The following is a 24,332-nucleotide window of genomic DNA, read 5'->3' as shown; positions in this document are numbered from 1 at the left end:
ATGGCTACCGGCGGCGTCCTCTTCGATATCGATGGTGTGCTGGTCACATCATGGGAACCCATCCCGGGGGCCCGCGAGACACTGCAGACGTTGGCCGCCAACCAGATCGCGCGCTCGTATCTGACGAACACCACCACCCGCACCCGGGTGCAGATCGCGGCGCTGCTCTGTGACGCCGGGATGGACGTGACCCCCGACGAGGTGATCACCGCCGCGGTGCTGACCGCCGACTTCATCCGCGACCGCTATCCGGACGCGCGCTGTTTCCTGGTCAACAGCGGTGATATCGCCGATGACATGCCCGGTGTCGACCTGCAGTCGTCGGTGCAGGCCCGCGGCGGCCCGATGCCCGATACCCCGGATGTGGTGCTGCTCGGTGGGGCCGGTCCGGAATACGACCATGTCACGCTGTCCTGGGTCTACGACTGGATGGCGCAGGGCGTCCCGGTGGTCGCCATGCACCGCAGCATGTCGTGGACGACGACCGAGGGACTGCGGATCGACACCGGCATGTACCTGCACGGGATGGAGGAGTGCTCGGGCCGCAAGGCCACCGCCGTCGGCAAGCCCGCACCCGAGGGTTTTCTGGCCTCGGCCGCGCGGTTGGGGGTGGAGCCCGATGAGATGTACATCGTCGGCGATGATCTGAACAACGATGTGCTCGCCGGCCAGGTGGTGGGAATGACCGGCGTGCTGGTGCGCACTGGCAAGTTCCGTCAGCAGACGCTGGACCGTTGGGCCGCAGACGAATTCGCGATGCAACCCAACCACGTCATCGACTCGGTGGCCGATCTGCCGGAGCTGCTGGAACTCTAGTGCTGACCTGAGCGCAACCCGCGCACCGCGTCGATGCGGGCCTTGATCTGCTCGCCGGTGGCCGCCGCCAACGGCGGGCCGCCGCACAGCTGGCGCAGCTCGTTGTGGATCTGGCCGTGCGTCTTACCGGTGCGGTGATGCGCGATCGACACCAGCGCGTTCAGTTCGCGCCGCAGTTCCTGCAGCTGGCCGTGGGTGGTCCGCGGGGGTGGCGGAGCGCCGGTGGCGGCGGCCGCCGCGGTGCGCCTCTGCAGCTGCTCGTCCTGGCGTTTGCTCAGCAGGTCGCGCATCTGGGTGGCATCCAGCAGGCCGGGGATGCCGAGGTAGTCGGCCTCCTCGTCGCTGCCCGCGGCCGCGGCGGTGCCGAAGGTGGAGCCGTCGAAGATCACCTGGTCGAGTTCGGCATCGGCGCCCAGCGACTCGAAACCCCGGTCCTGATCGGTCTTTTCGTCCTTGGTCTTGTTGGCGTCCTCGATCAGCTCGTCATCGAGGCCGTCGGACTCGCGGTGCGGCTTGCCCAGGACGTGGTTGCGCTGGGCTTCCATCTCGCTGGCCAACTGCAGCAGGTTGGGCACCGAGGGCAGGAAGATGCTGGCCGTCTCGCCCTTCTTGCGACTGCGCACGAAGCGCCCGATCGCCTGGGCGAAGAACAGCGGGGTCGACGCACTGGTGGCGTAGACGCCCACGGCAAGCCGGGGCACGTCGACACCCTCCGACACCATGCGCACCGCGACCATCCACGGCGTGGCGGACTCCGAGAACTGCGAGATGCGGCTCGAGGCCGTGGGGTCGTCGGACAGCACCACCGTCGGCTCGAGGCCGGTGATGGTGGTCAGCAGCTTGGCGTAGGCGCGGGCGGTGGTCTGGTCGGAGGCGATGATCATGCCGCCCGCGTCGGGCACGTGTTCGCGCTTCTGCATGAGCCGCTTGTGGGCGGCCGCGATCACGGCGGGCATCCACTGCCCCTCCGGGTTGAGTGCCGTGCGCCAGGCCCGAGCGGTCTGCTCGGCGGTCAGCGGCTCACCGAGACGGGCCGCGTGCTCGTCGCCGGCGCTGTCGCGCCACCGGGCCTCACCGGAGTAGGCCATGAACACCACCGGGCGCACCACGCTGTCGGCCAGCGCGTCGGAGTAGCCGTACACGTGGTCGGCCTTGGAGCGCTGGAAACCGGCGGCGTCGGTCTCGTAGGTGACGAACGGGATGGGGCTGTCATCGGAACGGAACGGCGTCCCGGTCAGTGCGAGGCGGCGCGTCGCGTCGTCATAGGCCTCGCGGATCGCATCACCCCAGGACTTGGCGTCACCGCCGTGGTGGATCTCGTCGAAGATGACCAGCGTCTTGTGGTTCTCGGTGCGGACCCGGTGCCGGGTCGGGTGGCTGGCCACCTGGGCGTAGGTGACCACGATGCCGTGATAATCGCTGGAGGTGTGCCCGGCCGAGTTGCTGAACTTGGGATCCAGCGACATCCCGAATCGGGAGGCGGCCGCCGCCCACTGGGTCTTGAGGTGCTCGGTGGGTACCACGACGACGACCTGGGCGACGGTGCCGTCGGCCAACAGCTCGGACGCGATGCGCAAGGCGAAGGTGGTCTTTCCCGCACCGGGGGTGGCGACGGCCAGGAAGTCCCGCGGCTTGGCCGTCAGGTACTTCACCAATGCCCGACGCTGCCAGCTCCGCAAATCCTGGGTGCTGGGCGCCCCGGCGGTGCCGGGATTCGAGGCTGTGTAAGCCGGCACCCGAGACTCCTATCTGGTCGAAGGGCAGTCTAGGGCAAGGGGTTACGGGTTCGCATATCCGCAGGAGGGTGTCGCGTCAGACGAAGAAATTGTCGTTGTCGATGAACCACTGGGTGCGCTCGTCATCGGTCATGTCGCCCAGCTGGGACAGACCTTCGAAGTAGTGCTCACGCGGAGCACCGGGCGCAAACAGCATCAACATCGCGGCGGGGGCGTCGGCGGTGTTGCGGAAGCCGTGGATGCCGCCCGGCGGGACGTACAGGAAATCGTTCGGGCCGGCCGTCGACCACTGCGCGCCGTCGTAGATCTGCACCTCACCGGAGAGCACATAGAAGGCTTCGCTCATCGCCCGGTGGAAATGCGGCCCGGGTCCGCCCGCGTCGGCGCTCAGCTCGATACGGTACAGGCCGTAGTCGCCGCCGGTCTGCTGCTGGTTGGCCAGGTAGTGGTAACGGACCAGCCCGAGGGATTCGTGGTCGGCCGGAGCGTCAGCGCGGCGGACCCACGCGCTGACCTCCGGCTCGTCCGCGGTGTAGCGCGGCGGGGGATAGGGCGGCACGACCAGTGACACCCCGTCCACGCTAGATGCTGAACGTCACTCCGGTGAGCTCTTCGGACACCGTCCACAGCCGGCGCTGCAGATCGATGTCATAGGACTGGTCGCTGGAGGCGACGACGACCGGCGCGCCCTTGAACTCGGCGACACCGCTGGGTCCGTAGTACTGCCCGCCGAGGGCGCCCGGGTCGGTGGCGGCACGCAGCGTCGGCAATGCGCCGTCCGCGGCGCTCTGGCTGATCAGCGGGCTGACGACCGAGAATGCCCGCTGGGCGACCTCGGGCAGGTTGCGGGCCAACTCGGTGCTGGAGGTGCCGGGGTGGGCGGCCAGCGCGACGGTCTTGCCGCGGGCGGCGAGTCGGCGCTGCAGTTCGTAGGTGAACAGCAGGTTGGCCAGCTTGGACTGGCTGTAGGCGCCCATCCGGCTGTAGGAGCGTTCCCACTGCAGGTCATCCCAGTGGATGGCGCCGCCCATCTTGTGGCCGTTGCTGCTGACGGTGACGATGCGCGAGTCTCCCAGATCAAGCAGCTTGTCCAGCAGCAGGCCGGTCAGCGCGAAGTGGCCGAGGTGGTTGGTGCCGAACTGCAGCTCGAACCCGTCGGCGGTGGTGCTCTTCGGCGGCGTCATCACGCCGGCGTTGTTGATCAGCAGGTCGATGCGGTCATGGGCGTCCTTGAGTTCGGTCGCCGCGGCGCGGATCGAGTTCAGCGAACCGAGATCCAGTTCGTGCACGGTGACATCCCCGGTGAGCTGGGCGGCGGCGCGCTTGCCCTTGTCGGTGTCGCGGACGGCGAGCACGACGGAGGCGCCCTTGGCGGCCAGCGCCCTGGCGGTCTCGAATCCGAGGCCGGTGTTGGCGCCGGTGATGACGGCGGTGCGTCCGGTTTGGTCGGGAATGTTGTCGGTGGTCCAGCGGGCCATGGGAAACTCCTGTCGTCGGGGTTGGTTCCGGTGATATACGGAACGCGCGCCCCGCTTATTTGGTTCCCGGAGGTGTCGGATGCGTGCGGACGCAGCTCGCAACCGTGCCCGCGTCCTGGAGGTCGCCTACGAGACCTTCGCGGCCGACGGACTCGGGGTGCCCATCGACGAGATCGCCCGGCGCGCGGGCGTCGGCGCCGGGACCGTGTACCGGCACTTCCCGAGTAAGGAAGCGTTGTTGGGGGCGGTCTTCGAGCATCGGATGCGGACCATCCAAGAAGGTGCGCGCGCACTGCTGGCCACCGAGGGGCACGGCGGGGCGCTATTTGCCTTCCTGCGTGAGATGGTGCGCACCGGGGCCCGCGATCACGGCCTGGTCGACGCGCTGGCCGGCCACGGCATCGACCTGGAGACCGCCGCGCCCGGCGCGGAGGCCGACCTGATGGCCACCATCGGCGAGCTGCTCGGCGCGGGCCAGCGGGCCGGGACCGTGCGCACGGATGTCGGCGTCGCCGAGATCAAAGCCCTGCTGTTGGTGTGCAAGAGTGCGCAGCTGTACGGCGACGGCGTACCCGACCGCGTGGTGGCCGTCATCCAGGACGGGCTGCGCGCCTGATTCCTTGCACTCGCCATGGTCGAGTGCTAAAAATGACCTTGGCACTCTCGATCTGTGAGTGCCAGGTCGGGACGGTGAGGCAGGGAGCACACCCACGCCGTCCGTCGCGGGCACTGAACCCGACCAACAAGACGTGCAATTCCCAACCGGAGGAATCACTTCGCAATGGCCAAGACAATTGCGTATGACGAAGAGGCCCGTCGCGGCCTCGAGCGGGGCCTGAACAGCCTCGCCGACGCCGTAAAGGTGACGCTGGGCCCCAAGGGCCGCAACGTCGTCCTGGAGAAGAAGTGGGGCGCCCCCACGATCACCAACGATGGTGTGTCCATCGCCAAGGAGATCGAGCTGGAGGACCCGTACGAGAAGATCGGCGCCGAGCTGGTCAAAGAGGTCGCCAAGAAGACCGATGACGTCGCGGGCGACGGCACCACCACCGCCACCGTGCTGGCCCAGGCCCTGGTTCGCGAAGGTCTGCGCAACGTCGCGGCCGGCGCCAACCCGCTCGGCCTGAAGCGCGGTATCGAGAAGGCCGTGGAAGCAGTCACCGGCCGTCTCCTGCAGACCGCCAAGGAGGTCGAGACCAAGGAGCAGATCGCTGCCACCGCGGGCATCTCCGCCGGCGACCAGTCGATCGGCGACCTGATCGCCGAGGCGCTGGACAAGGTGGGCAACGAGGGTGTCATCACCGTCGAGGAGTCCAACACCTTCGGCCTGCAGCTCGAGCTCACCGAGGGCATGCGCTTCGACAAGGGCTACATCTCGGGTTACTTCGTGACCGACGCCGAGCGTCAGGAAGCCGTCCTGGAGGATCCCTACATCCTGCTGGTCAGCTCCAAGGTCTCGACCGTCAAGGACCTGCTGCCGCTGCTGGAGAAGGTCATCCAGTCCGGCAAGCCGCTGCTGATCATCGCCGAGGACGTCGAGGGTGAGGCCCTGTCGACCCTGGTCGTGAACAAGATCCGTGGCACCTTCAAGTCGGTCGCCGTCAAGGCGCCGGGCTTCGGTGACCGCCGCAAGGCCATGCTGCAGGACATCGCCATCCTCACCGGTGGCCAGGTCATCAGCGAAGAGGTCGGCCTGTCGCTGGAGACCGCCGATCTGGCGCTGCTCGGCCAGGCCCGCAAGGTCGTCGTCACCAAGGACGAGACCACCATCGTCGAGGGTGCCGGTGACTCCGACGCCATCGCCGGTCGCGTGGCCCAGATCCGTGCCGAGATCGAGAACAGCGACTCCGATTACGACCGCGAGAAGCTGCAGGAGCGCCTGGCCAAGCTGGCCGGTGGCGTTGCCGTCATCAAGGCCGGTGCCGCCACCGAGGTGGAGCTCAAGGAGCGCAAGCACCGCATCGAGGACGCCGTCCGCAACGCGAAGGCCGCCGTCGAGGAGGGCATCGTCGCCGGTGGTGGCGTGGCCCTGCTGCAGTCGGCTCCGGCCCTGGACGAGCTGAAGCTCGAGGGTGACGAGGCGACCGGTGCCAACATCGTGCGCGTCGCGCTGTCGGCTCCGCTGAAGCAGATCGCCTTCAATGGTGGTCTGGAGCCGGGCGTCGTCGCCGAGAAGGTGTCGAACCTGGAAGCCGGTCACGGCCTGAACGCCGCGACCAACGTCTACGAGGACCTGCTGGCCGCCGGCGTTGCCGACCCGGTCAAGGTCACCCGCTCGGCGCTGCAGAACGCGGCGTCCATCGCGGCGCTGTTCCTCACCACCGAGGCCGTCGTCGCCGACAAGCCGGAGAAGGCCGCCGCACCTGCGGGCGACCCGACCGGTGGCATGGGCGGTATGGACTTCTAAGTTTTTTGGAAGTCCTGGATTTTCAGGAAGGCCCGGTCCCGTTCGCGGGGCCGGGCCTTTCGTGATGTCGGGCTGGGAGCGTCGATGAGCCCGTATCCGGGTTATCGACGCTCTCACGCCGACGTTATGACCGAGCCTCGATGTGCTCCTCTGCGGATGACCGTCAGAATGTCGGCCTCCACCATGTCCCAGCGGTAGACAACATCCTCATACGTCAGCCGAATCACCAGATACCCCAAGCTGATGGCCACCCGGTCCCGCCTCCGGTCGGACTGATATCCGGGCAGATGATGTTCCCGGCTGTCGGCTTCGATGATCAATCGATCGCCGACCAGGAAATCGACACGTCCGACACCGGCGATGTCCACCTGGGTCCTCAGATGAATCCGCCGTGCCAGCAGTCGTAACCGGATCATCGACTCCGTACCGGACTCACTCTTGGGATCGCATCGCTCGGCCAGCTGCAACCGGGCAAACCGCGACGCCGACACGATGTCACGTGCGTCGGCCATCTCGATCATCCGTTTGTTCAGCATCGAGTCCAGAACGATCACCAGGCCCTCGGCATCCAGGCAGTTCGCCGCGGACGCGATGGCGATATCCAGCGGGTCGACCGCCCCGACTATCGGTGGATTGAATCGGTACGGATGGCAGGACCGAACGCCGGGCCGTGCGCGCTGGGCTCGCTCCGCATACCGGATGTGTAGAGCGGAATCGAGGACCCACACCTGGTGGCGTCGTAGTACCGAAGTACAGGCCAGGACGCCGCCGGCTGCCACGGCGCGGACCACCTGCGGATCAGCGGACGGACTGGCGTACCAGCCGTGGCGCACTCGGCTGAAACCTCGAGATACGGCGCCGGCGGCACGAAGTTGTGCGGACGAGAACACCCCGCCGTTCGCCGCGAGGATGTGGTCCAACATCGCTCAATAGCAGCCCACGAAACGTGCTCGGCGACAGTCCCGGTGGCCGATCTGTGGATAACTCAGCCCTTGAGCGACACGCAGTCGTGCACCCCGTCGGGGCTGCGGTGCAGCACCGCGCGACTCGGTGTCAGCCGCAGACCGTCGTCGGTCACCTCGGCGGTGCCGTCGACGATCAACGAGTATCCGGTCGGTTCCCGCGGCGGCCACAGCACCGTGACGGCCGCATGCGCGGCGGCATTGCGGGCGGTGGTGTTGCCGAGCGGACCGATGGTGAACACCCCGTTCTGGAAGACCGGCACGACCGCCACGGTGTGCGCCCGAAAGTCGTCGCCGACCGTGATCAGATAACCGAAGGGGAAATCGGCCAGCGTGTCCGAAAGCTTGTCCAGGTCGACCTTCACGCTCATGGGGTGAGGGTACGGCGTAGGTTCGGAAGGCATGTCGCTTCCCACACCCTCGCCCACCTCGACCGCCGTCGTCACCGGAGCCTCCGCGGGCATCGGCGCCGACCTGGCCCGCGAGCTCGCGGCGCGCGGACACGGCGTGACGCTGGTGGCGCGCCGCGAGGACCGGCTGCGGGAACTGGCTGCCGAACTCGGCGACCGGGTCCGCGTCGAGGTCATCGCGGCCGATATCGCAGATGCCGACGCGCGCGCAGAGCTGTTCGCCGAGATCGAGCGGCGCGGTTTGACCGTCGACATCCTGGTCAACAACGCCGGCCTGGGCACCATCGGAGCGGTCGTGGACTCCACCCCGGAGGCCGAGATCGCCCAGGTCCGTGTCAATGTCGAGGCGCTGATCGATCTGTGTACCCGCGCCGTGCAGCAGATGGTGCCGCGCAGGCGAGGGGCCATCCTCAACGTCGGGTCCACGGCGGGATTCCAACCGTTTCCCGGCCAGGCGGGCTACGCCGCCACCAAGGCGTTCGTCCGGTCCTACACCGAGGGGCTGCGCGCAGAGCTGGCCGGCACCGGCGTGACCGTGGCCGCGCTGCACCCCGGCCCGGTACGCACCGAGTTCCTCCAGGTCGCCGGGATGGACGAGCGCACGTTCGCCGACGCCTTCCCGAAGTTCATGTGGGTCCGCTCGCGGGAAGTGGCCAAGGCCGGTGTCGACGCGCTCGCCGAGAATCGGGGCAGCGTGATCCCAGGGCTGCCGAACCAGATCAGCGCCAAGATCTTCGAGGCGCTGCCGCGGCGGGTGTTGCTGCCGCTGCTCAGGAGCCAGCACCCGGCACTGAAGCGATAGGCCAGGGTCGCATCCAGCCCTCGACGGGCAGGTCGAGACCGTTGCACAGGGTGCAGATGGTCCGATACCAGCCGACGGCGATCAACAGCTCCATGCGCTGCTCGTCGGACAGGCTGCGCCCCAACGCATCCCACGTTGCGGTGCACCACGAACCGGACCGTTCGAGCTCGTCGACGGCAGCGATGAGGACACGCTCGGCATCGGACCAACCCGGATCGGCACCGGTGACCAGCCCGTCGCATTCGGCGTCGGACACCCCGGCGATCGGTCCCCAGAACGCGGCCTGCCCACCCCATTCATAGGCGCAGCCGACCAGCGCGCAGATCCGCAGGATCGCGATAGTGCGCACGCGCGGTGGCAACGTGGTGTCGATGTAGAGGGATTCGCCGAGCGCGCGCAGCTTGGCTGCCATCGCGGGGTGGCGCTGCAAGATCCGCACCAGCAGCAGCGGTTCATATGTCCGGTCGGGATGGCCCCAGGCGCCGATACCCGCGGCATCGTGCTCGCTCCACGGCGGGGCGAGCGGCTGGACCCGGCTCATGCGGTCGGCGCCGATCGGCGTCCGCGCACCAGTTGCCCGGGCCTGGCATCGGTGGGCGCGCCGTTCTCGGCGATGACCACCCCGGAGACGACGGTGGCGACATAACCGTCCGCGCTCTGATTCAGCCGACGTCCGCCGGCGGGCAGGTCGTTGACCACCACCGGCCGGTGCAGCCGCAGCGCATCGGTGTCGATGACATTGAGATCGGCCTTGTACCCCAACGCGATCCGCCCCCGGTCGTGTAGCCCGGCGATACCGGCGGGAACTGAGGTCAGCTCGCGTACCGCCTGTTGCACCGGTAGTGTGCCCGACGCGCGGTCGCGTACCCAGTGCGTCAGCATGTAGGTGGGAAAGCTTGCGTCGCAGATCATTCCGTAGTGTGCTCCGCCGTCGCCGAGGCCGAGAACGACGTCATCGCGGCGGAGCAGTTCGGCGACCGTGTCCAACGAGGCATCACGGAAATTGGCCAGCGTCACCAGCAGCATGGCGTGGCCGTCATCGTCGAGCACCCGGTCGTAGGCCTCCTCCAGTGGGCTGACCCCGCGGGCGGCAGCGCGCGCGGCGATGCTGTCGGCCGGAGACGGTTCGTAGTTCGGCGGGTCGCCGAGCGGGAAGATCCAGTCCCAGGCCTGCACCGCGAACATCAGCGGATGCCCGTCGGAGGACGGGGTGTCGGACAGGATGCGCCGACGCACTTCGGGTCTGCGCATCTCGGCAACCCGCTCGGCCAGTGGTAGATCGGCGATCTCGCGGTAACTGGGGTACAGCACGAACGGATTGCCCGACAGTTGCAGTCCGAGCACCAGTCCGATCGGGCGCGGGAAGATCTGCGCGCTGATCTGGCCGCCGCCGGCGTTGGCCTTCTCCACCATCTGCAGGGCGTCCATGTGCAGTGGCGGCCCGGCATTGCCGATGGCCAGGGTGAAGGTGACGGGCAGGCCGACGTCGGTGGCGACGTCGAACACGGTCTGCAGGGCCTGCTCGTAGTCGGTGGCGAACAGGTCGGGCACGAACTGGATCAGCCCGCCGCCGGCATCATCGACACCCCGCGCGATCGCCTCGATCTCGGCCTGTGCGGCATCGAAACTCGGGATGGGTTGCCCGCTTTCGGTCTTGTGGATGGTCAGCCGCGACGAGGCGAAGCCCAGGGCGCCCACCTCGACCGCCTCGGCGGCCAACTTGCGCATCAGGGCCAGGTCCTCGTCGGTGGCCGGTTCGCGGTCCACCCCGCGCTGACCCATCACGTACACCCGCAGCGGGGAGTGCGGCAGGAACGCGGCGACATCGATATCGCGCTGTCGTGCGGCGACGGCGTCGAGGAATTCGGGGAAGGTCTCCCAGGTCCACGGCAAGCCGTCGACCATGACCACTCCGGGGATGTCTTCGACACCGGCCATCACGTCGACCAGCGTCTCGTGATCCTCGGGGCGACACGGCGCGAAGCCGACACCGCAGTTGCCCATCACGGCGGTGGTGACACCGTGCGCCGAGGACGGTGTCATCCGGTCGCTCCAGATCGCCTGTCCGTCGTAGTGGGTGTGCAGGTCGACGAAGCCCGGTGTGACCAGCAGCCCGGTGGCGTCGATCTCGCGCTCGGCGGTCCCCGCGATATCCCCGATCTCGCGGATCACCCCGCCGGACACCGCCACATCACCCACGAACGGTTCCCCGCCGAGGCCGTCCACGATCGTTCCACCACGGATGACGAGCTCATATGTCATACCCCGAATGTACGGTGAGCGTGTGTTGGATCACTTCGGAATCAACTGCGCGGATTGGGAGAAGTCGAAGGCCTTCTACGACAAGGTCCTCGGCGTGCTGGGGTACACCCGGCAACTGGATTATCACGTCGCCATCGGTTACGGCACCGAGGGCAAACCCGACTTCTGGATCGCGGACATGAGCGCCGGTGAGGCCGCCGGCCCAAACCGGGAGACACACTTCGCCTTCCAGGCCGCCGACGCCGATGCCGTGCAGGCGTTCCATGACGCGGCCGTCGAACTCGGGGCCGAATCGCTGCATGCGCCCCGGCTGTGGCCCGAGTATCACCCGGGCTACTACGGGGCGTTCGTGCGCGACCCGGACGGCAACAACGTCGAGGCGGTCTTCCACGGCGCGGCGCACTGAGGGCGTGCGCGCGTAGGTTGGCGATATGACTGATGCCGCGAGAGAACTCCTGCGCGACTCGTTCACGCGACTGATCGAGCATGTCGATGAGCTGACCGACGGGCTGTCCGACGAGGTGTCGTCGTGGCAGCCCGTCGCCGGCGCCAACAGCATCGCCTGGCTGATCTGGCACAGCGCACGCGGCCAGGATCTGCAGCTGTGCGATATCGCCGGCACCGAGCAGGTGTGGACCCGCGACGGCTGGCGGGAACGCTTTGCGCTGGACCTGCCGGGCAACGATATGGGCTACGGGCACACGCCCGAGGAAGTGGCGAAGGTGCGCGCCCCGGCCGACCTGCTCGCCGGCTACTACCACGCGGTGCACAAGGTCACGCTGGAGTACCTCGCCTCGCTCGACGATGCCGAGCTCAAGCGCATCATCGACGACAGCTGGGACCCTCCGGTCACGGCGAGCGCGAGGCTGGTCAGCATCGTCGACGACTGCGCTCAGCACCTCGGGCAGGCGAGCTATATCAAGGGCACCCTGCGCTCGACTTGACAGGTGTCAACCCCGGTGCGAGCTACGTCACAGGCCGGGTCTAGCATGTGCCTATGACTGCCACTGCAGACCGCTCTGATGTCTCGATCATCCTGAACCCAGCTACCGGCGAGGTCGCCGGTGAGGTGCGGTGGACCAACGCCGCCGACGTCCCCCAGATCGCCGCCGGCCTGCGCGAAGCGCAGAAGGAATGGGAGGCCCGCGGCGCGAAGGGCCGCGCCAAGGTGCTCGCCCGCTACGCCGTGTGGCTCGGTGAACACCGCGAGGAGATCGAGAAGCTGTTGATCGCCGAGACCGGTAAGTCGGCGACCGATGCGGCCCAAGAGGTGCCGCTGCTGATCATGATCCTGTCGTACTACATCAAGACCGTGGAGAAGGCCATGGCGCCGGACAGCCGCCCGGCTCCGCTGCCGTTCCTGTCCATCAAGAAGATCGCCGTGCACTACCGGCCGCGTGCCGTCGTCGGCATCATCGCGCCGTGGAACTACCCGGTCGCCAACGCGATGATGGATGCCATCGGTGCGCTGGCCGCCGGTTGCGCGGTCCTGCTCAAGCCGTCCGAGCGGACCCCGCTGACCGCCGAGGTGCTGCTGCGCGGCTGGCTCGACTCCGGCGCGCCCGAGGTGCTCGCCCTGGCCCAGGGCGCACGCGAGGTGTCCGAGGCCGTCATCGACGCCAGCGACTACATCCAGTTCACCGGGTCCAGCGCGACCGGCGCCAAGGTGATGGAACGCGCCGCGCGCCGGCTCACCCCGGTCAGCCTGGAACTCGGCGGCAAGGACCCGATGATCGTCCTTGAGGACGCCGACATCCCGTTGGCCGCCAATGCCGCGGTGTGGGGCGCAATGTTCAACGCCGGGCAGACCTGCGTCTCGGTGGAGCGGGTGTACGTGCTCGAACCGGTCTACGACCAGTTCGTCAACGCGGTCGTGCAGGCCGTCAACAACCTGAAGGTGGGCGCCGGTGACGGCTTTGCCTTCGGCGCGCTGATCGACGAGTCGCAGGTCGCGGTCACCGCCAAGCATGTCGACGATGCGCTGGCCAAGGGCGCCAAGGCGCTCACCGGCGGCAAACGTGCCGACGGCAAGGGCAGCTTCTACCCGCCCACCGTGCTGGTCGACGTCGACCACTCGATGGCCTGTATGACCGAGGAGACCTTCGGTCCGACGCTGCCCATCATGAAGGTGTCCTCCGTCGGCGAGGCGGTCCGACTGGCCAACGACAGCCCGTACGGTCTGAGCGCGGCGGTGTTCTCCAAGGACGTCGACCGGGCCAAGGACATTGCCCTGCAACTGGATTGCGGTGCCGTCAACATCAACGACGTGATCTCCAACCTGATGTGCACCACCGCACCGATGGGCGGCTGGAAGACCTCGGGTATCGGGGCCCGCTTCGGCGGTGGCGACGGGGTGCGCAAGTTCTGCCGCCAGGAGACCGTGGTCGTGCCGCGGACGAATGTGGGTGCGGGCGGCAACTACTACAACAACTCGCTCAAGGCGCTGGCCCGGATGAACAGGATGATGACCAAGATGGCGCTGGCCCGGCCGAAGCGCGCGGCGAAGTAGATCTCTTGCTGTTCACCCGGGCGTCACCGTCCGGTACGTCCGGGTGGATAGCTTCGGCCGGTGACTTTGGATGTTTCCGGCTACGCCGTCCGTGACGATGACGACGACGATCCCGAACTGTTGCTGATGCCCAGCGGCGACGTCGTCGACACCTGGCGCGAGAACTACCCGTACGACGAGCGGATGCAGCGCACCGAGTACGAGGAGCAGAAACGGCTGCTGCAGATCGAACTGCTCAAGCTGCAGAAGTGGAGCCAGGCCAACGGGCTGCGCCACGTCATCGTCTTCGAAGGCCGCGACGCCGCAGGCAAGGGCGGCACCATCAAGCGGTTCATGGAACACCTCAACCCGCGCGGCGCACGCGTGGTCGCGTTGGAGAAGCCGACGGAGAAGGAACGTACCCAGTGGTACTTCCAGCGCTACGTCTACCACCTGCCCCACGCCGGCGAGATCGTGATGTTCGACAGGTCCTGGTACAACCGCGCCGGCGTCGAGCGGGTGATGGGGTACTGCACCCCCAAGCAGCATGCCGAGTTCATCCGCCAGGCCCCGTTGTTCGAGCAGATGCTGGTCAACGACGGCATCAGCCTGACCAAGCTGTGGTTCTCGGTGACCCAGAACGAACAGCGCACCCGCTTCACCATCCGCCAGGTCGACCCGGTCCGGCAGTGGAAGCTGTCCCCGACGGATCTGGCATCGCTGGACAAATGGGACGCCTACACCGCGGCCAAGGAGGACATGTTCGCCTGGACCGATACCGAGACCGCACCGTGGACCGTGGTGAAAAGCAACGACAAGAAACGCGCCCGGATCAACGCGATGCGCCATGTGCTGAGTAAGTTCGACTACGACAACAAGGACTACGAGGTGATCGGGCAGCCCGATCCGCTGATCGTGGGACGCGCGCTATCGGACTGATGTGAAGGGAGTGCCATGCGGTCACTGCTGGCGCTCCTGCTCTGGCTGGTAACCACGGCGCTGCTGGCCGTCACGGTGCCCGCGCTGTGGGCCCAGCAGCACGTGGTCAGCGAGGACGGGTACGCCGACCTGGCGGCCGGTGCAGCGCGCGATCCGGCGCTGCAGCAGCCGATGGCCGCCGAACTGACCGACCAGATCACCGCCGCGACCGGTACCTCCGGCACGCAGGCCACCCTGATCGGTGCCGCGGCCAACGGCTACACCTCAAGCGAGGTATTTCCCGGCCAGTTCGCGGCCGCCAACCGGGTGGTGCACCGGTGGCTGTTCACCGATGACGCCCAGGGCCAGTGGACGGTCGATCTGACGCCGATGCTCGAGGACACCTCGATCAGGCAGACGCTGACCGATTTCGGCGTGCAGGTCCCGGACGGTATGCAGGTCCCGATCACCGCCGACGCCGCAGGCGGTCTTCGACCGGGCCAGCTGCGTCCGGTCGCCGTGTGGGGCCCGTGGGCCAGTATCGGGGTGGCGGTGCTGACCGGGGTGTTCGCCCTGCTGACGCTGGCCGCGTCCCGGCGCCGGGGCAAAATGATTGGCGCGCTTGGTGTTTCGGGCTTGCTGGTCGGCGCGGCGGGGTGGGCCGGCATCGAGATCGGGCGCCGTTACGTCGAGGACGCGCTGAACCGGACGACGGGCAACATCCGCGGTGTCGCCGAGGTGATGGTCGAGCACGCGATCGACAGCATGCACGTCTGGCTGAACCTCACCCTGACCGTCAGCGGTGGTGTGCTGATCATCGGCGTGATCGTGGCGCTGCTGAGCGGATTGGGCGGTGCCCGTCAGGCGGACGGCTTCTCCAAGCGCTGACGCAACTTCTCCATGGCCAGCGCGGTTTTGACATCCAGCGGTGCGCGGTCGCCCTTGGTCAGGGCGGAGGTGATGCCCAGCGCGATGAGGATGTCTGCGGTGGTGATGAAAAGTCCCGCCCAGTACATCCATTTGATGGTGGCGTCGGGTTGGGCGGCGAAGTAGACGATCAGGAAAATCGGCCCGACGATGCCGCACGTCAACGTCATTCCCTGGATGACGAGATAGCGCAGGAACACCGATGATCCGGACATCGGCGTCAGCCTAGCGTCCGCGGCGTCGCTTGCGCAGCCGTTGCCGCGCTGCGTCGTGTTTGCCATAGCCGGGGTTGCGTGACCCGCGCCGGTAGCCGTAGAGGTAGCACCACAGCGGGATCCCGGCGCCGACCAGCGATGCCGCCGCAGCGATGCGGAAGGGCAACAGATGACCCCTGGCATACGGGAATCCGCGGGAGCCGTCATCGAGACCGAAGAATCCGGCGATGGCAGCCCCGATCGCCACGAGCACGAAGAGTTCGGGCCGCCACCGGGTCACGATCAATCCGAAAGCCGTCAGGCACGCCCCCGCCGCCATCAGCCACCAGACGACCGCCGCTGAATGGCGGCCGTCGTATGTCTCGATTTCCCTGGGCGGGGACAGATCTGGCTGCTCGCCGTCGGCGGGGTCGGGGCGTGCGTGCCGGACCTCGGCGGCGTAGATGCGGCCTTTGATCTTGATGAAGGGTGTTTCGAAGTAGGCGTAGCCGACGGCCGCAACGGTGCCGAAGGCGGTGATGACGATGACGTGGTGCCAGCCCATCGGCACCATCGCCAAGGCAAGGCAGCTGACGGCGATGTAGGCGCACGTCCAGTACAGCGCGCGGGCGACGGAACGGCGCGAGGCACAGTCGGCGAAAATTGTGCCGATCGCGGCCACGAAGGCGCCGATCAGGGCGATCTCCGCCCAGTCATCAACCGTCATCGATCTCAGTGATCGAGCGTCCGCCACAGATACCGGTAGATCAGCGCCGCCCGGAACGCGGCCTGCGCGTTGTCGGCCGCCCCGCCGTGCCCGCCCTCGATGTTCTCGTAGTAACTCACCGGGTGCCCGGCCTCCTCCAGCGCCGCGGTCATCTTGCGGGCATGCCCCGGATGCACCCGGTCATCGCGCGTCGAGGTGGTGATCAGGATCGGTGGGTACGTCCGCTCGGCCGAAATATTCTGATAGGGCGAGTATTTCGAGATGAACTCCCAGTCCGCCGGATCATCGGGGTTGCCGTACTCGGCGACCCAGGAGGCGCCGGCCAGCAGCAGGTGGAAGCGCTTCATGTCCAGCAGTGGCACGCTGCACACCAGCGCCCCGAACCGGTCGGGGTAGCGGGTCAGCATGATGCCCATCAGCAGCCCGCCGTTGCTGCCGCCCTGAGCGCCCAGCTTCTCGACGGTGGTGATGCCACGGGCCACCAGGTCGGCCGCCACGGCCGCGAAATCCTCGTCGACCAGGTGGCGGCCTTCGCGCATCGCCTGCGTGTGCCATCTCGGCCCGTACTCGCCACCGCCACGGATATTGGCCAGGGCGTAGGTGCCCCCGCGTGCCAGCCACAACCGGCCGAGCACTCCGTCATAACCCGGTGTGCGCGACACCTCGAAGCCGCCGTACCCGCCGAGCAGGGTCGGACCGGTCGCGCCGGGGCGGCCCACCACGAAATAGGGGATTGCGGTGCCGTCGGCCGAGGTGGCGAAATGCTGGTTCACCTCGATACCCGTCGCATCGAAGAAGCCGGGCGCCTGCTTGATCGCGGTGACGGGCCCGTCGGCCGTGCCGTGCAGCAACTGCGACGGGGTCACGAAACCGCTTGAATCCAGGAAGATCTCGTCACTGTGCGAATCGGCCGCCGCGATCACGGTATTGGAGCTGGCCGGCACCCCGGCCAGCTCCTCGGACGTCCAGGATCCCGGGGTGACGATCTGTACCCGGCTGGCGACGTCGGCCAGCGTCACGACCACCAGCTTGTCGCGGGTCCAGGAGTACTGATGCAGGCTGGTCCGCGCGTCTGGCTCGAACACGACCGTCAGGTTCTTTGTGCCGGCGACGAATTCGTCATAGTCCGCGGCCAGCAGCGACCCCGCCCGGTAGTGGTCCCAGTCGGTGCGCAGTTCGATGAGCAACCAGTCGTGGTGCACCGACACCGAGGCATCGGTCGGTGCATCGATGCGCACCAGTTCTTCGCCGCGCAGCTCGTAGATCTCGTCGTTGAAGAAATCGACCGCCCGGCTGATGAGCGTGCGCTCGTATCCCGGCGTGCGGTCGACTGATGCCGCGACGATGACATCGGCGCGCTCGCCCTCGTACACCGTCACGGCATCGGTCAGTGGGGTGCCGCGCCGCCAGCGCTTGACCAACCGGGCATACCCGGAATCGGTCAGCGACCCCTCGCCGAAGTCGGTGCCGACCAGCAGCGTGTCCGGATCCTCCCAGCTGATCTGGGTCTTCGCCTCCGGCAGTTCGAAACCGTCGGCGACGAACTCGCGTGTGCGCATGTCGAATTCGCGAATGACGACGGCATCGGCACCGCCACGCGACAGGCTGACCAGGGCCAGTGAATGGTCCGGTTCCAGGACGTCGGCGCCGGCCCACACCCAGTTGGTGTCATCGGCGGTGGCGAGCGCGTCGACGTCGATGACGACGTCCCAGTCCGGCTGATCCGTGCGGTAGCTGTCCAGGGTGGTGCGCCGCCACAACCCGCGCGGATTGGCCTCGTCACGCCAGAAGTTGTAGAGATACTCACCGCGGCGCCGGACGTAGGGGATGCGGGCATCGGTGTCGAGGACCTCCAGCGCCTCGGCGCGCATCGCCTCGAAATAGGCATCACCCAACTCGGCCAGCGTCGGTTCGTTGTGTCGGCGCACCCAGTCCAGGGCGCCGTCGCCGGTGACGTCTTCCAGCCAGACATGCGGGTCTTCCTGGGCGAGCGGAGCGACGGGTGGATCTATAGCCATGTGCTCATTCATACCGTGCGCGTAACCTGAAGACATGACCAGCCGAGCCCTGATCACCGCGCCCGCGGCGGAGCTTCTGAGCACATTGCAGAAACAGCACGGGGCGTTGATGTTTCATCAATCCGGTGGATGCTGTGACGGGTCGTCGCCGATGTGTTACCCCGACGGTGACTTCATCGTCGGCGACCGCGACATCCTGCTCGGCGTGCTCGACGTGGGCGACGGGGTGCCGGTGTGGATCTCCGGACCGCAGTTCGACGTCTGGAAGCACACCCAGTTGATCATCGATGTGGTGCCCGGCCGCGGCAGCGGCTTCAGCCTGGAATCTCCGGAGGGCAAGCGGTTCCTCAGCCGCGGGCGGGTGTTCACCGACGAGGAGAACGCCGAACTCGGGCCGCCGATCACCGGCGCCATGTACGAGGCCGGGCAGCGCCCGGTCGACGAGCAGACCAGGATCGTCGCCGAAGCTGCCGAGGCCTGCCCGGTGCCGGGGCTCACGCGCTGAACTTTTCTGTTTCATGTGTTCAGATGGACACATGAAACGACTGGCGGTGGGGCTGTGCGTCGCCCTGCTCGCCGGCTGCAGCGCGGCGTCCCAGGACGGCACCACCGATCAGATCGTGCTGTCCGACGGCTACGAACTGGGCGGCTACAACCCCGTCAACGGATACGCCGAGTCCGGCGTCTCACCGCTGTACGACGGACTGTTCCGTCCGGCCGCCGACACCGACACCGAGCTGCCCGATCTGGTTCCGGCCCTCGCCGGTCGGGAACCCGAACCGGCGGGACCCAACCGCTGGCGCATCCCGCTGCGCACCGGCGTGGTGTTCTCCGACGGCAGTGCCCTCGATTCGGCCGATGTCGTGGCCACCTATGACGCGGTGCGCGACCCGGCCGTCGCCTCGGAGATCTCGACGTCCATCGCGCCGATCATCGACATCGCCGCCGACGGACCCGACGCCGTCACGGTCGTCCTGAACACCGCCGCAGACCCGCGGCCCTATCTGCTGCTGGGCATCCTGCCGTCGGAGAAGATCGAGGCGGCACCGGCCGCGGACTGGGCCGTGAACACCGAACCGGTGGGTACCGGGCCCTACCGGCTGGAAAGCCTGCGGCCCGATCAGGCCGTCATGGTCGCCCGCGAGGACTACTGGGGCGAACCGGCCCAGCTGAAAAGGGTGGTCTACACCTACACCCCGGACGCCAACGCCCGCGCACAGGCCATGATCTCCGGCGCGGTCGACGGCACCAGCCTGCCGCCGCGGCTGCTCGACGCCATCGAATCCGACGGGATCCGCACCGTCGGTGTCGCCTCGGCGGACTGGCGCGGTATCGCGCTGCCGGCCGGTAATGCGTTCACCGCGGACGTGGCCGCCCGCTCGGCGATGAACATCGGCGTCGACCGCGAGGCGCTGGTGCGCGATGTGCTGGTGGGCTACGGCCGGCCGGCCGGCACCCCGGTCGCCACCGTCTACGGCCGGGCCCACGACCCGGCGGCCGAGTTCCGGTTCGACGCCGACGGTGCCCGGCGTCTGCTCGACGCCGCCGGTTGGCGGGTCGGTGCCGACGGTGTTCGCGAAAAGGGCGGAGCGCGAGCACAATTCGAGGTGCTCTACAACGCCCAGGACACCCTGCGGCGCGATCTGGCGGTGGCCTTCGCCGCCGCGATGCGCCCGCTCGGGGTCGACGTCAGCCCGCGCGGCACCAGTTGGGATGAGATCGACACCCGGTTCGGCGACAGCGCGGTGGTGCTCGGCGGCGGCTCGACGCCCTACAGCATCGACGCCCAGGTCTATGACACCCTGCACACCCGGGTCGCCGATTCCTCGCCGTATGCCAACCCCGGCAACTTCACCGCGCCGGGCCTCGACGAGCTGCTGGAGCGGGCGAGTGCGGCGCCGTCGGGGGCGGCCAAGGACGAGCTGTACCGCCGGATCCAGTCCACCTACGTCGCCGCGCCGTCGCAGGTGTTTTTGGTGTTCGTCGATCACGCCTACGGCTACCGCGATCTGGGCTGGCAGCAGAGCGCGCCCATCCTGGAACCGCATTCGCACGGGGTCGGGTGGGGCCCCTGGTGGAATCTGGCCGCATGGCGCCGTTGAGACTGCTCGGCATCCGCATCGGTGTCGCCGTCCCGCTGACCATCGCGATCTCGGCGGCCATGTTCTGGGTCGCGTCGCGGTCTCCGTTCGATCCGCTGGCCGCCTATCTGGGCGGCAACTATCAGTTCGCCACCGAGTCGCAGCGCGCGGCGATGCGGGCGGCCTACGGCACCGACGTGCCGTGGTGGCAGGCGTGGTGGCGGTGGCTCGGCGGTCTGGTCCGCGGCGACCTCGGTTTCTCCTCCACGCAGTCGCAGCCGGTGACCACCGTGCTGGCCGAACGCATGCCGTTCACACTGATGTTGTCGGGCGCGGCGCTGGTGTCCGCGGCGGTGGTGGCGATCCTGCTCGGTGCCGTGGCCGGCATGCGCCGCGGTGGCTGGGTGGACCGCTGCTGTACCGGCCTGGCGGTGGTGTTCGCCGCGGTTCCCCCGTTCGTGGTCGCGATGGCGCTGGTGATGGCGGTGGCCGTGGGGCTGCGCTGGCTGCCGGCATCGGGCGCCGCCGCGCCGGGGGCCGACTACACCGTCGCCGGGGTGGTGCACCACGGCATCCTGCCGTGGCTGGCGCTGACGGTGTCGATGATCCCGTGGCTGCTGTTGACCATGCGCGCCGCGGTGGCGGCCGGTGTCGAATCCGACGCGGTGCGCGCCGCCCGCGCCCGCGGGGTGCACGGCTGGGCATTGTTGCGCGGGCACGTGGCCCCGGTGTCGGTGCTGCCGACGCTGGCGCTGTTGGGCACCCGACTGCCGGAACTGATCGCCGGCGCGGCGATCGTCGAGACCGTCTTCGGCTGGCCCGGCATGGCCGCGGTGCTGGTGCAATCGGCTGCGGCCCTGGACTTCCCGCTGCTGGCGGCGCTGACGGTGGGAGCCGCCCTGGCGGTGCTGGCCGGTTCGGCCCTCTCGGATGCGGCCGCCGTCGCCATCGATCCGCGGGTGAGGATCCGGGCATGAGGGCGCGTACACCGTGGATCCTGTTGGCGCTCATGGCGTTCGCCGCGGTCGCGATCCCGCTGGCGGCCGGCGAGCAGGTCGCCGACTTCTCCGCGGCACTGCGTCCACCAAGTGCGGCGCACTGGGCCGGCACCGACCACTCGGGCTACGACCTGCTGGTGCGCACCGCTGAGGGACTGCGGGTTTCACTGGTGATCGCGGCGATCTGCGCGGTGGCGGCATCGCTGCTGGGGCTGCTCGTCGGGGTCGCCGCGGCCGTGTTCGGTGGCTGGTTCGACGCCGTGGTGATGCGGTTGGTCGACGGTGTCAACGCGTTGCCGCACCTGGTGGTGGGCATCGTCATCGCCGCGATGTGGCGCGGCGCGCCGCTGGCGATCATCGCCTCGATAGCCGTGACGCACTGGCCCGCGGTGGCCCGCGTGGTGCGCGCCGAACTGCTCGCGGTGGCCGATGCGGGCTGGGTGCAGACGTCGCGGCTGGCGGGCGCATCCCGGTGGTTCATCGCACGCCGGCATCTGCTGCCCGCCGTCACCGGTCAGGCGCTCGTCGCCATGATCATGCTGCTACCGCACGCGGTGTGGCACGAGTCGACGCTGTCGTTCCTGGGCGTGGGACTGTCCCCGGACCGGGCCAGTCTGGGCACCCTGCTCAGCGAGGCGCGCGGTGCCGTCCTCAGCGGTGCGTGGTGGACGCTGGCGGTGCCGGGGACGGCGCTGGTGCTGACCGCACTGGCCTTCGCCGGTGCCGGCGCATCGGCCCGGCGACGGCACCGAGCACCCGTGGGGCAGGTGTGGTGACCGGGGCGAGGTTGGACGCGCTGACCGTGGACATCGCCATCCGTCGCGGCCGCGGTGCGGCGCGGGTGCGGGTGCTCGACGAAGTCCACCTCGACGTGCCGGCCGGATCGGTGACCGCGCTGGTGGGCGAGTCCGGGTGCGGTAAGTCGCTGGTCGCCGCGGCCCTGACGGGGTTGATGCCGCCGGGCGCGGTGGTGACCGGCCGGGTGTTCGTCGGCGAGCAGGAGGTCGGCGCGGGTGACGAGAAACATTGGCGCGCACTGCGTGGGCGACACATCGGGTTGGTCCCGCAGTCCGCGGCCACGTCGTTCACCCCGGTGCGGACGGTGGGTTCGCAGCTCGCCGAGATCTGCGCCCGTCTGCAGGCGGACCGCACACCGGCCCAGCTGTGCCAGGCCGTCGCGCTGCCGGCCGATACGCCGCACCGCTATCCGTTCGAGCTGTCCGGGGGGATGGCCCAGCGTGCGGCGATCGCGGCCGCCCTGGCGGGACGTCCGGGCCTGCTGCTGGCCGATGAACCGACCTCGGCCCTGGACCCCGACAACGCCGCGCTGGTGTGGCGGCTGCTCGGCGAGGCCGCCGCGGACGGTGCCGCCGTGCTGGTGATCACCCACGACATGCCCGCGCTGCTGCGATCCGCGGTGTGCGCCGATATCGCGGTGATGCGCAACGGTCGGATGCTGCGCCAGTCGCCGCTCGTCGATGCGGCGGCCGACGCCGATCCCTATACCCGTGCTCTGCTGCAGACGGTGCCCACGTGATCTCGGCGCGGCGGATCACGGTCCGGTTCGGCACCCGGACCGTGCTCGACGCCGTCGACCTCGACGCCCCGGCCGGCACGATCACCGGGGTCAGCGGAGAATCCGGAAGCGGCAAGACGACCCTGCTGCGGGTGCTGGCCGGATTACAGCGACCCGATGCCGGGCAGGTCAGGTATGGCGGTGAGCCCAGCGCACCCCGCGGATCGGTCGCGCTGTTGGCCCAGCATCCGCGTCTGGTGTGCAACCCGCGCTGGACGCTGCGCGACATCATCGCCGAACCCGTCGCGATCCGCGGCGGCCGCGCCGATGTCGAGACGCTGGCCGCCCGGGTGGGGCTGGACGCGCAGTTGCTCGCGCGCTACCCGGCCCAGGTGAGCGACGGGCAATTACAGCGGGCGTGTCTGGGGCGGGTGCTCGCGCAGCGGGCGGGCACGGTGTTGTGCGACGAACCCACCGCGATGCTCGATCCGATCGCGACGGCCGCGGTGGTGGCGCTGCTGCGCCAGATCGCCGCCGACGGCGCCGCCGTCGTCCTGGTCAGCCACGACCCGGATCTCGTCGCGGCACTCGCCGACCGGCGGGTCAGCCTTTGGCGGACTTCTCCAACGTGAACTGGACGACGTCGATCTGGCCGTTGCGGAACAGGTCGGCGCAACCGACCAGGTACTTCATGTACCGGTCGTAGACCTCTTGGGACTGGATCTCGATGGCCTCCTCGCGGCGCGCCTGCAGCGCCTCGGCCCAGTGGTCCAGCGTGATCGCGTAGTGCGGTTGCAGCGAATGCTCACGGGTCAGGGTGAAACCGCCCTCGGCCGAGTAGTCCTTCACCATGTCGATGGACGGCAGCCGCCCACCCGGGAAGATCTCCTCGGCGATGAACTTCGCGAAGCGGATGCCCTCCATGGTCAGCGGCAGACCCTTGGCCTGCGCCGCCTCGCGGCTGTAGTTGCAGATGCTGTGCAGCAGCATCACGCCGTCGTCGGGCAGCGCCTCGTAGGTCATCCGGAAGAAGTCGCGATAGCGATCGAATCCGAAGTGCTCGAACGCGCCGATCGACACGATGCGGTCGACCTGTTCACCGAACTGTTCCCAGCCCTGCAGCAGGACCCGGCGGTCGCGGGCGGAGTCCATCGCATCGAAGCTGCGTTGCACGTGCTCGGCCTGATTCTTCGACAGGGTCAGACCCACGACGTTGACGTCGTATTTCTCCACCGCCCGGCGCGTGGTGGCACCCCAGCCGCAGCCGATGTCGAGCAGCGTCATGCCTGGTTGGAGGCCGAGTTTGCCCAGCGCAAGGTCGATCTTGGCCAACTGGGCCTCTTCCAGCGTCATGTCCTCGCGCTCGAAGTACGCGCAGCTGTAGGTCTGGGTGGGGTCCAGGAACAGCCGGAAAAAGTCGTCTGACAGGTCGTAATGGGCTTGAACGTCCTCGAAGTGAGGCGCCATGTGCTTCGGCATGATGTTGCCTTCCTGGTCGCGGTGCGACACACCTAAAGGTATTCGGAGCAGCCGAAGACCCGGACGGGTTTTTGCTCGACGGGGCGTACCCATATTGCCAGCATCTCAATCTC

General features: G+C 68.3%; 26 protein-coding genes. 15 read left to right on the top strand and 11 right to left on the bottom strand.

What is annotated here, in order from left to right:
* The gene (locus ACWDUN_RS22250) at positions 1 to 816 is read left to right on the top strand and encodes an HAD-IIA family hydrolase (RefSeq protein WP_449932171.1); all 816 of its coding nucleotides are present in this window, start codon (positions 1 to 3) and stop codon (positions 814 to 816) included.
* Here the strand turns inward: ACWDUN_RS22250 and ACWDUN_RS22245 are convergent.
* The 3 genes from ACWDUN_RS22245 to ACWDUN_RS22235 all read right to left on the bottom strand — a co-directional run bounded on the left by ACWDUN_RS22245 (position 813) and on the right by ACWDUN_RS22235 (position 4,030).
* Positions 813 to 2,552 carry a DEAD/DEAH box helicase gene (locus tag ACWDUN_RS22245; RefSeq protein ID WP_449932170.1) on the bottom strand — a complete coding sequence of 580 codons (1,740 nt, stop codon included), beginning with the start codon at positions 2,550 to 2,552 and terminating at the stop codon, positions 813 to 815. The genes ACWDUN_RS22250 and ACWDUN_RS22245 overlap by 4 nt on opposite strands.
* Positions 2,553 to 2,628: 76 nt before the next feature.
* Positions 2,629 to 3,123: a cupin domain-containing protein gene (locus tag ACWDUN_RS22240; protein ID WP_449932169.1), complete on the bottom strand. Its 495-nt coding sequence runs from the start codon at positions 3,121 to 3,123 to the stop codon at positions 2,629 to 2,631.
* Between the two features lie 10 nt (positions 3,124 to 3,133).
* Positions 3,134 to 4,030: an SDR family NAD(P)-dependent oxidoreductase gene (locus ACWDUN_RS22235; RefSeq protein WP_449932168.1), complete on the bottom strand. Its 897-nt coding sequence runs from the start codon at positions 4,028 to 4,030 to the stop codon at positions 3,134 to 3,136.
* A gap of 79 nt (positions 4,031 to 4,109) precedes the next feature.
* Between ACWDUN_RS22235 and ACWDUN_RS22230 the strand changes: the two genes are divergently transcribed.
* On the top strand, positions 4,110 to 4,646 hold the full coding sequence (locus tag ACWDUN_RS22230; protein ID WP_449932167.1) for a TetR/AcrR family transcriptional regulator: 537 nt from the start codon (positions 4,110 to 4,112) through the stop codon (positions 4,644 to 4,646).
* A 165-nt stretch (positions 4,647 to 4,811) separates the two neighbouring features.
* A complete protein-coding gene (groL, locus tag ACWDUN_RS22225; protein ID WP_449932166.1) occupies positions 4,812 to 6,437 on the top strand; it encodes a chaperonin GroEL in 1,626 nt (541 codons plus the stop codon).
* Positions 6,438 to 6,550: 113 nt separating this feature from the next.
* On the opposite strand, the gene ACWDUN_RS22220 is transcribed toward groL, so the two are convergent.
* Both ACWDUN_RS22220 and ACWDUN_RS22215 read right to left on the bottom strand, forming a co-directional pair.
* A complete protein-coding gene (locus ACWDUN_RS22220) occupies positions 6,551 to 7,360 on the bottom strand; it encodes an endonuclease domain-containing protein (protein ID WP_449932165.1) in 810 nt (269 codons plus the stop codon).
* 62 nt (positions 7,361 to 7,422) lie between these two features.
* Complete coding sequence (locus tag ACWDUN_RS22215; RefSeq protein ID WP_449932164.1) at positions 7,423 to 7,770, bottom strand: pyridoxamine 5'-phosphate oxidase family protein; 348 nt, start codon at positions 7,768 to 7,770, stop codon at positions 7,423 to 7,425.
* 31 nt (positions 7,771 to 7,801) lie between these two features.
* On the opposite strand from ACWDUN_RS22215, the gene ACWDUN_RS22210 reads away from it, so the two are divergent.
* On the top strand, positions 7,802 to 8,611 hold the full coding sequence (locus tag ACWDUN_RS22210; protein ID WP_449932163.1) for an SDR family NAD(P)-dependent oxidoreductase: 810 nt from the start codon (positions 7,802 to 7,804) through the stop codon (positions 8,609 to 8,611).
* On the opposite strand, the gene ACWDUN_RS22205 is transcribed toward ACWDUN_RS22210, so the two are convergent.
* Together ACWDUN_RS22205 and ACWDUN_RS22200 are read right to left on the bottom strand one after the other, a co-directional pair.
* The gene (locus tag ACWDUN_RS22205; protein WP_449932162.1) at positions 8,580 to 9,152 is read right to left on the bottom strand and encodes a carboxymuconolactone decarboxylase family protein; all 573 of its coding nucleotides are present in this window, start codon (positions 9,150 to 9,152) and stop codon (positions 8,580 to 8,582) included. The two genes, ACWDUN_RS22210 and ACWDUN_RS22205, sit on opposite strands and share 32 nt — an antisense overlap.
* On the bottom strand, positions 9,149 to 10,873 hold the full coding sequence (locus ACWDUN_RS22200) for an N-acyl-D-amino-acid deacylase family protein (protein WP_449932161.1): 1,725 nt from the start codon (positions 10,871 to 10,873) through the stop codon (positions 9,149 to 9,151). Before ACWDUN_RS22200 ends, ACWDUN_RS22205 begins: the two co-directional genes overlap by 4 nt.
* A gap of 22 nt (positions 10,874 to 10,895) precedes the next feature.
* Here ACWDUN_RS22200 and ACWDUN_RS22195 point away from each other — a divergent pair, with 22 nt between their 5' ends.
* Genes ACWDUN_RS22195 through ACWDUN_RS22175 form a run of 5 tightly spaced genes read left to right on the top strand, consistent with a single transcriptional unit; the run spans position 10,896 to position 15,167 of the window.
* The gene (locus ACWDUN_RS22195) at positions 10,896 to 11,279 is read left to right on the top strand and encodes a VOC family protein (RefSeq protein WP_449932160.1); all 384 of its coding nucleotides are present in this window, start codon (positions 10,896 to 10,898) and stop codon (positions 11,277 to 11,279) included.
* Between the two features lie 25 nt (positions 11,280 to 11,304).
* Positions 11,305 to 11,817 (top strand): mycothiol transferase, encoded by a 513-nt coding sequence (locus ACWDUN_RS22190; protein WP_449932159.1) that lies wholly within the window; start codon positions 11,305 to 11,307, stop codon positions 11,815 to 11,817.
* 53 nt (positions 11,818 to 11,870) lie between these two features.
* On the top strand, positions 11,871 to 13,382 hold the full coding sequence (locus tag ACWDUN_RS22185; RefSeq protein WP_449932158.1) for an aldehyde dehydrogenase family protein: 1,512 nt from the start codon (positions 11,871 to 11,873) through the stop codon (positions 13,380 to 13,382).
* Between the two features lie 60 nt (positions 13,383 to 13,442).
* A complete protein-coding gene (gene ppk2 / locus ACWDUN_RS22180) occupies positions 13,443 to 14,300 on the top strand; it encodes a polyphosphate kinase 2 (protein ID WP_449932157.1) in 858 nt (285 codons plus the stop codon).
* Between the two features lie 15 nt (positions 14,301 to 14,315).
* On the top strand, positions 14,316 to 15,167 hold the full coding sequence (locus ACWDUN_RS22175; RefSeq protein WP_449932156.1) for a hypothetical protein: 852 nt from the start codon (positions 14,316 to 14,318) through the stop codon (positions 15,165 to 15,167).
* On the opposite strand, the gene ACWDUN_RS22170 is transcribed toward ACWDUN_RS22175, so the two are convergent.
* Genes ACWDUN_RS22170 through ACWDUN_RS22160 form a run of 3 tightly spaced genes read right to left on the bottom strand, consistent with a single transcriptional unit; the run spans position 15,140 to position 18,145 of the window.
* Positions 15,140 to 15,421 carry a hypothetical protein gene (locus tag ACWDUN_RS22170; protein ID WP_449932155.1) on the bottom strand — a complete coding sequence of 94 codons (282 nt, stop codon included), beginning with the start codon at positions 15,419 to 15,421 and terminating at the stop codon, positions 15,140 to 15,142. The two genes, ACWDUN_RS22175 and ACWDUN_RS22170, sit on opposite strands and share 28 nt — an antisense overlap.
* Positions 15,422 to 15,431: 10 nt before the next feature.
* The gene (locus ACWDUN_RS22165) at positions 15,432 to 16,127 is read right to left on the bottom strand and encodes a hypothetical protein (protein WP_449932154.1); all 696 of its coding nucleotides are present in this window, start codon (positions 16,125 to 16,127) and stop codon (positions 15,432 to 15,434) included.
* 5 nt (positions 16,128 to 16,132) lie between these two features.
* A complete protein-coding gene (locus tag ACWDUN_RS22160; RefSeq protein WP_449932153.1) occupies positions 16,133 to 18,145 on the bottom strand; it encodes a prolyl oligopeptidase family serine peptidase in 2,013 nt (670 codons plus the stop codon).
* Positions 18,146 to 18,179: 34 nt separating this feature from the next.
* Between ACWDUN_RS22160 and ACWDUN_RS22155 the strand changes: the two genes are divergently transcribed.
* The 6 genes from ACWDUN_RS22155 to ACWDUN_RS22130 are packed head-to-tail and all read left to right on the top strand — an operon-like array spanning position 18,180 to position 23,372.
* Entirely contained in the window at positions 18,180 to 18,650 is a 471-nt protein-coding gene (locus ACWDUN_RS22155) for a DUF779 domain-containing protein (RefSeq protein ID WP_449932152.1), read from the top strand.
* A 31-nt stretch (positions 18,651 to 18,681) separates the two neighbouring features.
* The gene (locus ACWDUN_RS22150) at positions 18,682 to 20,247 is read left to right on the top strand and encodes an ABC transporter substrate-binding protein (protein ID WP_449932151.1); all 1,566 of its coding nucleotides are present in this window, start codon (positions 18,682 to 18,684) and stop codon (positions 20,245 to 20,247) included.
* Entirely contained in the window at positions 20,235 to 21,203 is a 969-nt protein-coding gene (locus tag ACWDUN_RS22145) for an ABC transporter permease (RefSeq protein WP_449932150.1), read from the top strand. Before ACWDUN_RS22150 ends, ACWDUN_RS22145 begins: the two co-directional genes overlap by 13 nt.
* Entirely contained in the window at positions 21,200 to 22,000 is an 801-nt protein-coding gene (locus tag ACWDUN_RS22140; protein WP_449932149.1) for an ABC transporter permease, read from the top strand. Before ACWDUN_RS22145 ends, ACWDUN_RS22140 begins: the two co-directional genes overlap by 4 nt.
* Positions 21,994 to 22,761, top strand: a complete 768-nt coding sequence (locus ACWDUN_RS22135) for an ATP-binding cassette domain-containing protein (protein WP_449932148.1) — start codon at positions 21,994 to 21,996, stop codon at positions 22,759 to 22,761. Before ACWDUN_RS22140 ends, ACWDUN_RS22135 begins: the two co-directional genes overlap by 7 nt.
* Positions 22,758 to 23,372: an ABC transporter ATP-binding protein gene (locus ACWDUN_RS22130; protein WP_449932147.1), complete on the top strand. Its 615-nt coding sequence runs from the start codon at positions 22,758 to 22,760 to the stop codon at positions 23,370 to 23,372. The genes ACWDUN_RS22135 and ACWDUN_RS22130 overlap by 4 nt, the downstream gene beginning before the upstream one ends.
* Here ACWDUN_RS22130 and ACWDUN_RS22125 read toward each other — a convergent pair.
* Positions 23,344 to 24,219, bottom strand: a complete 876-nt coding sequence (locus ACWDUN_RS22125) for a cyclopropane mycolic acid synthase family methyltransferase (RefSeq protein ID WP_449932146.1) — start codon at positions 24,217 to 24,219, stop codon at positions 23,344 to 23,346. The genes ACWDUN_RS22130 and ACWDUN_RS22125 overlap by 29 nt on opposite strands.
* Between the last annotated feature and the right edge of the window lie 113 nt (positions 24,220 to 24,332).

Source organism: Mycobacterium sp. NPDC003323 (assembly GCF_053589535.1).
The sequence above is the reverse complement of the archived record's forward strand: the minus strand, read 5'-3'. Positions and strand labels throughout refer to the sequence as shown.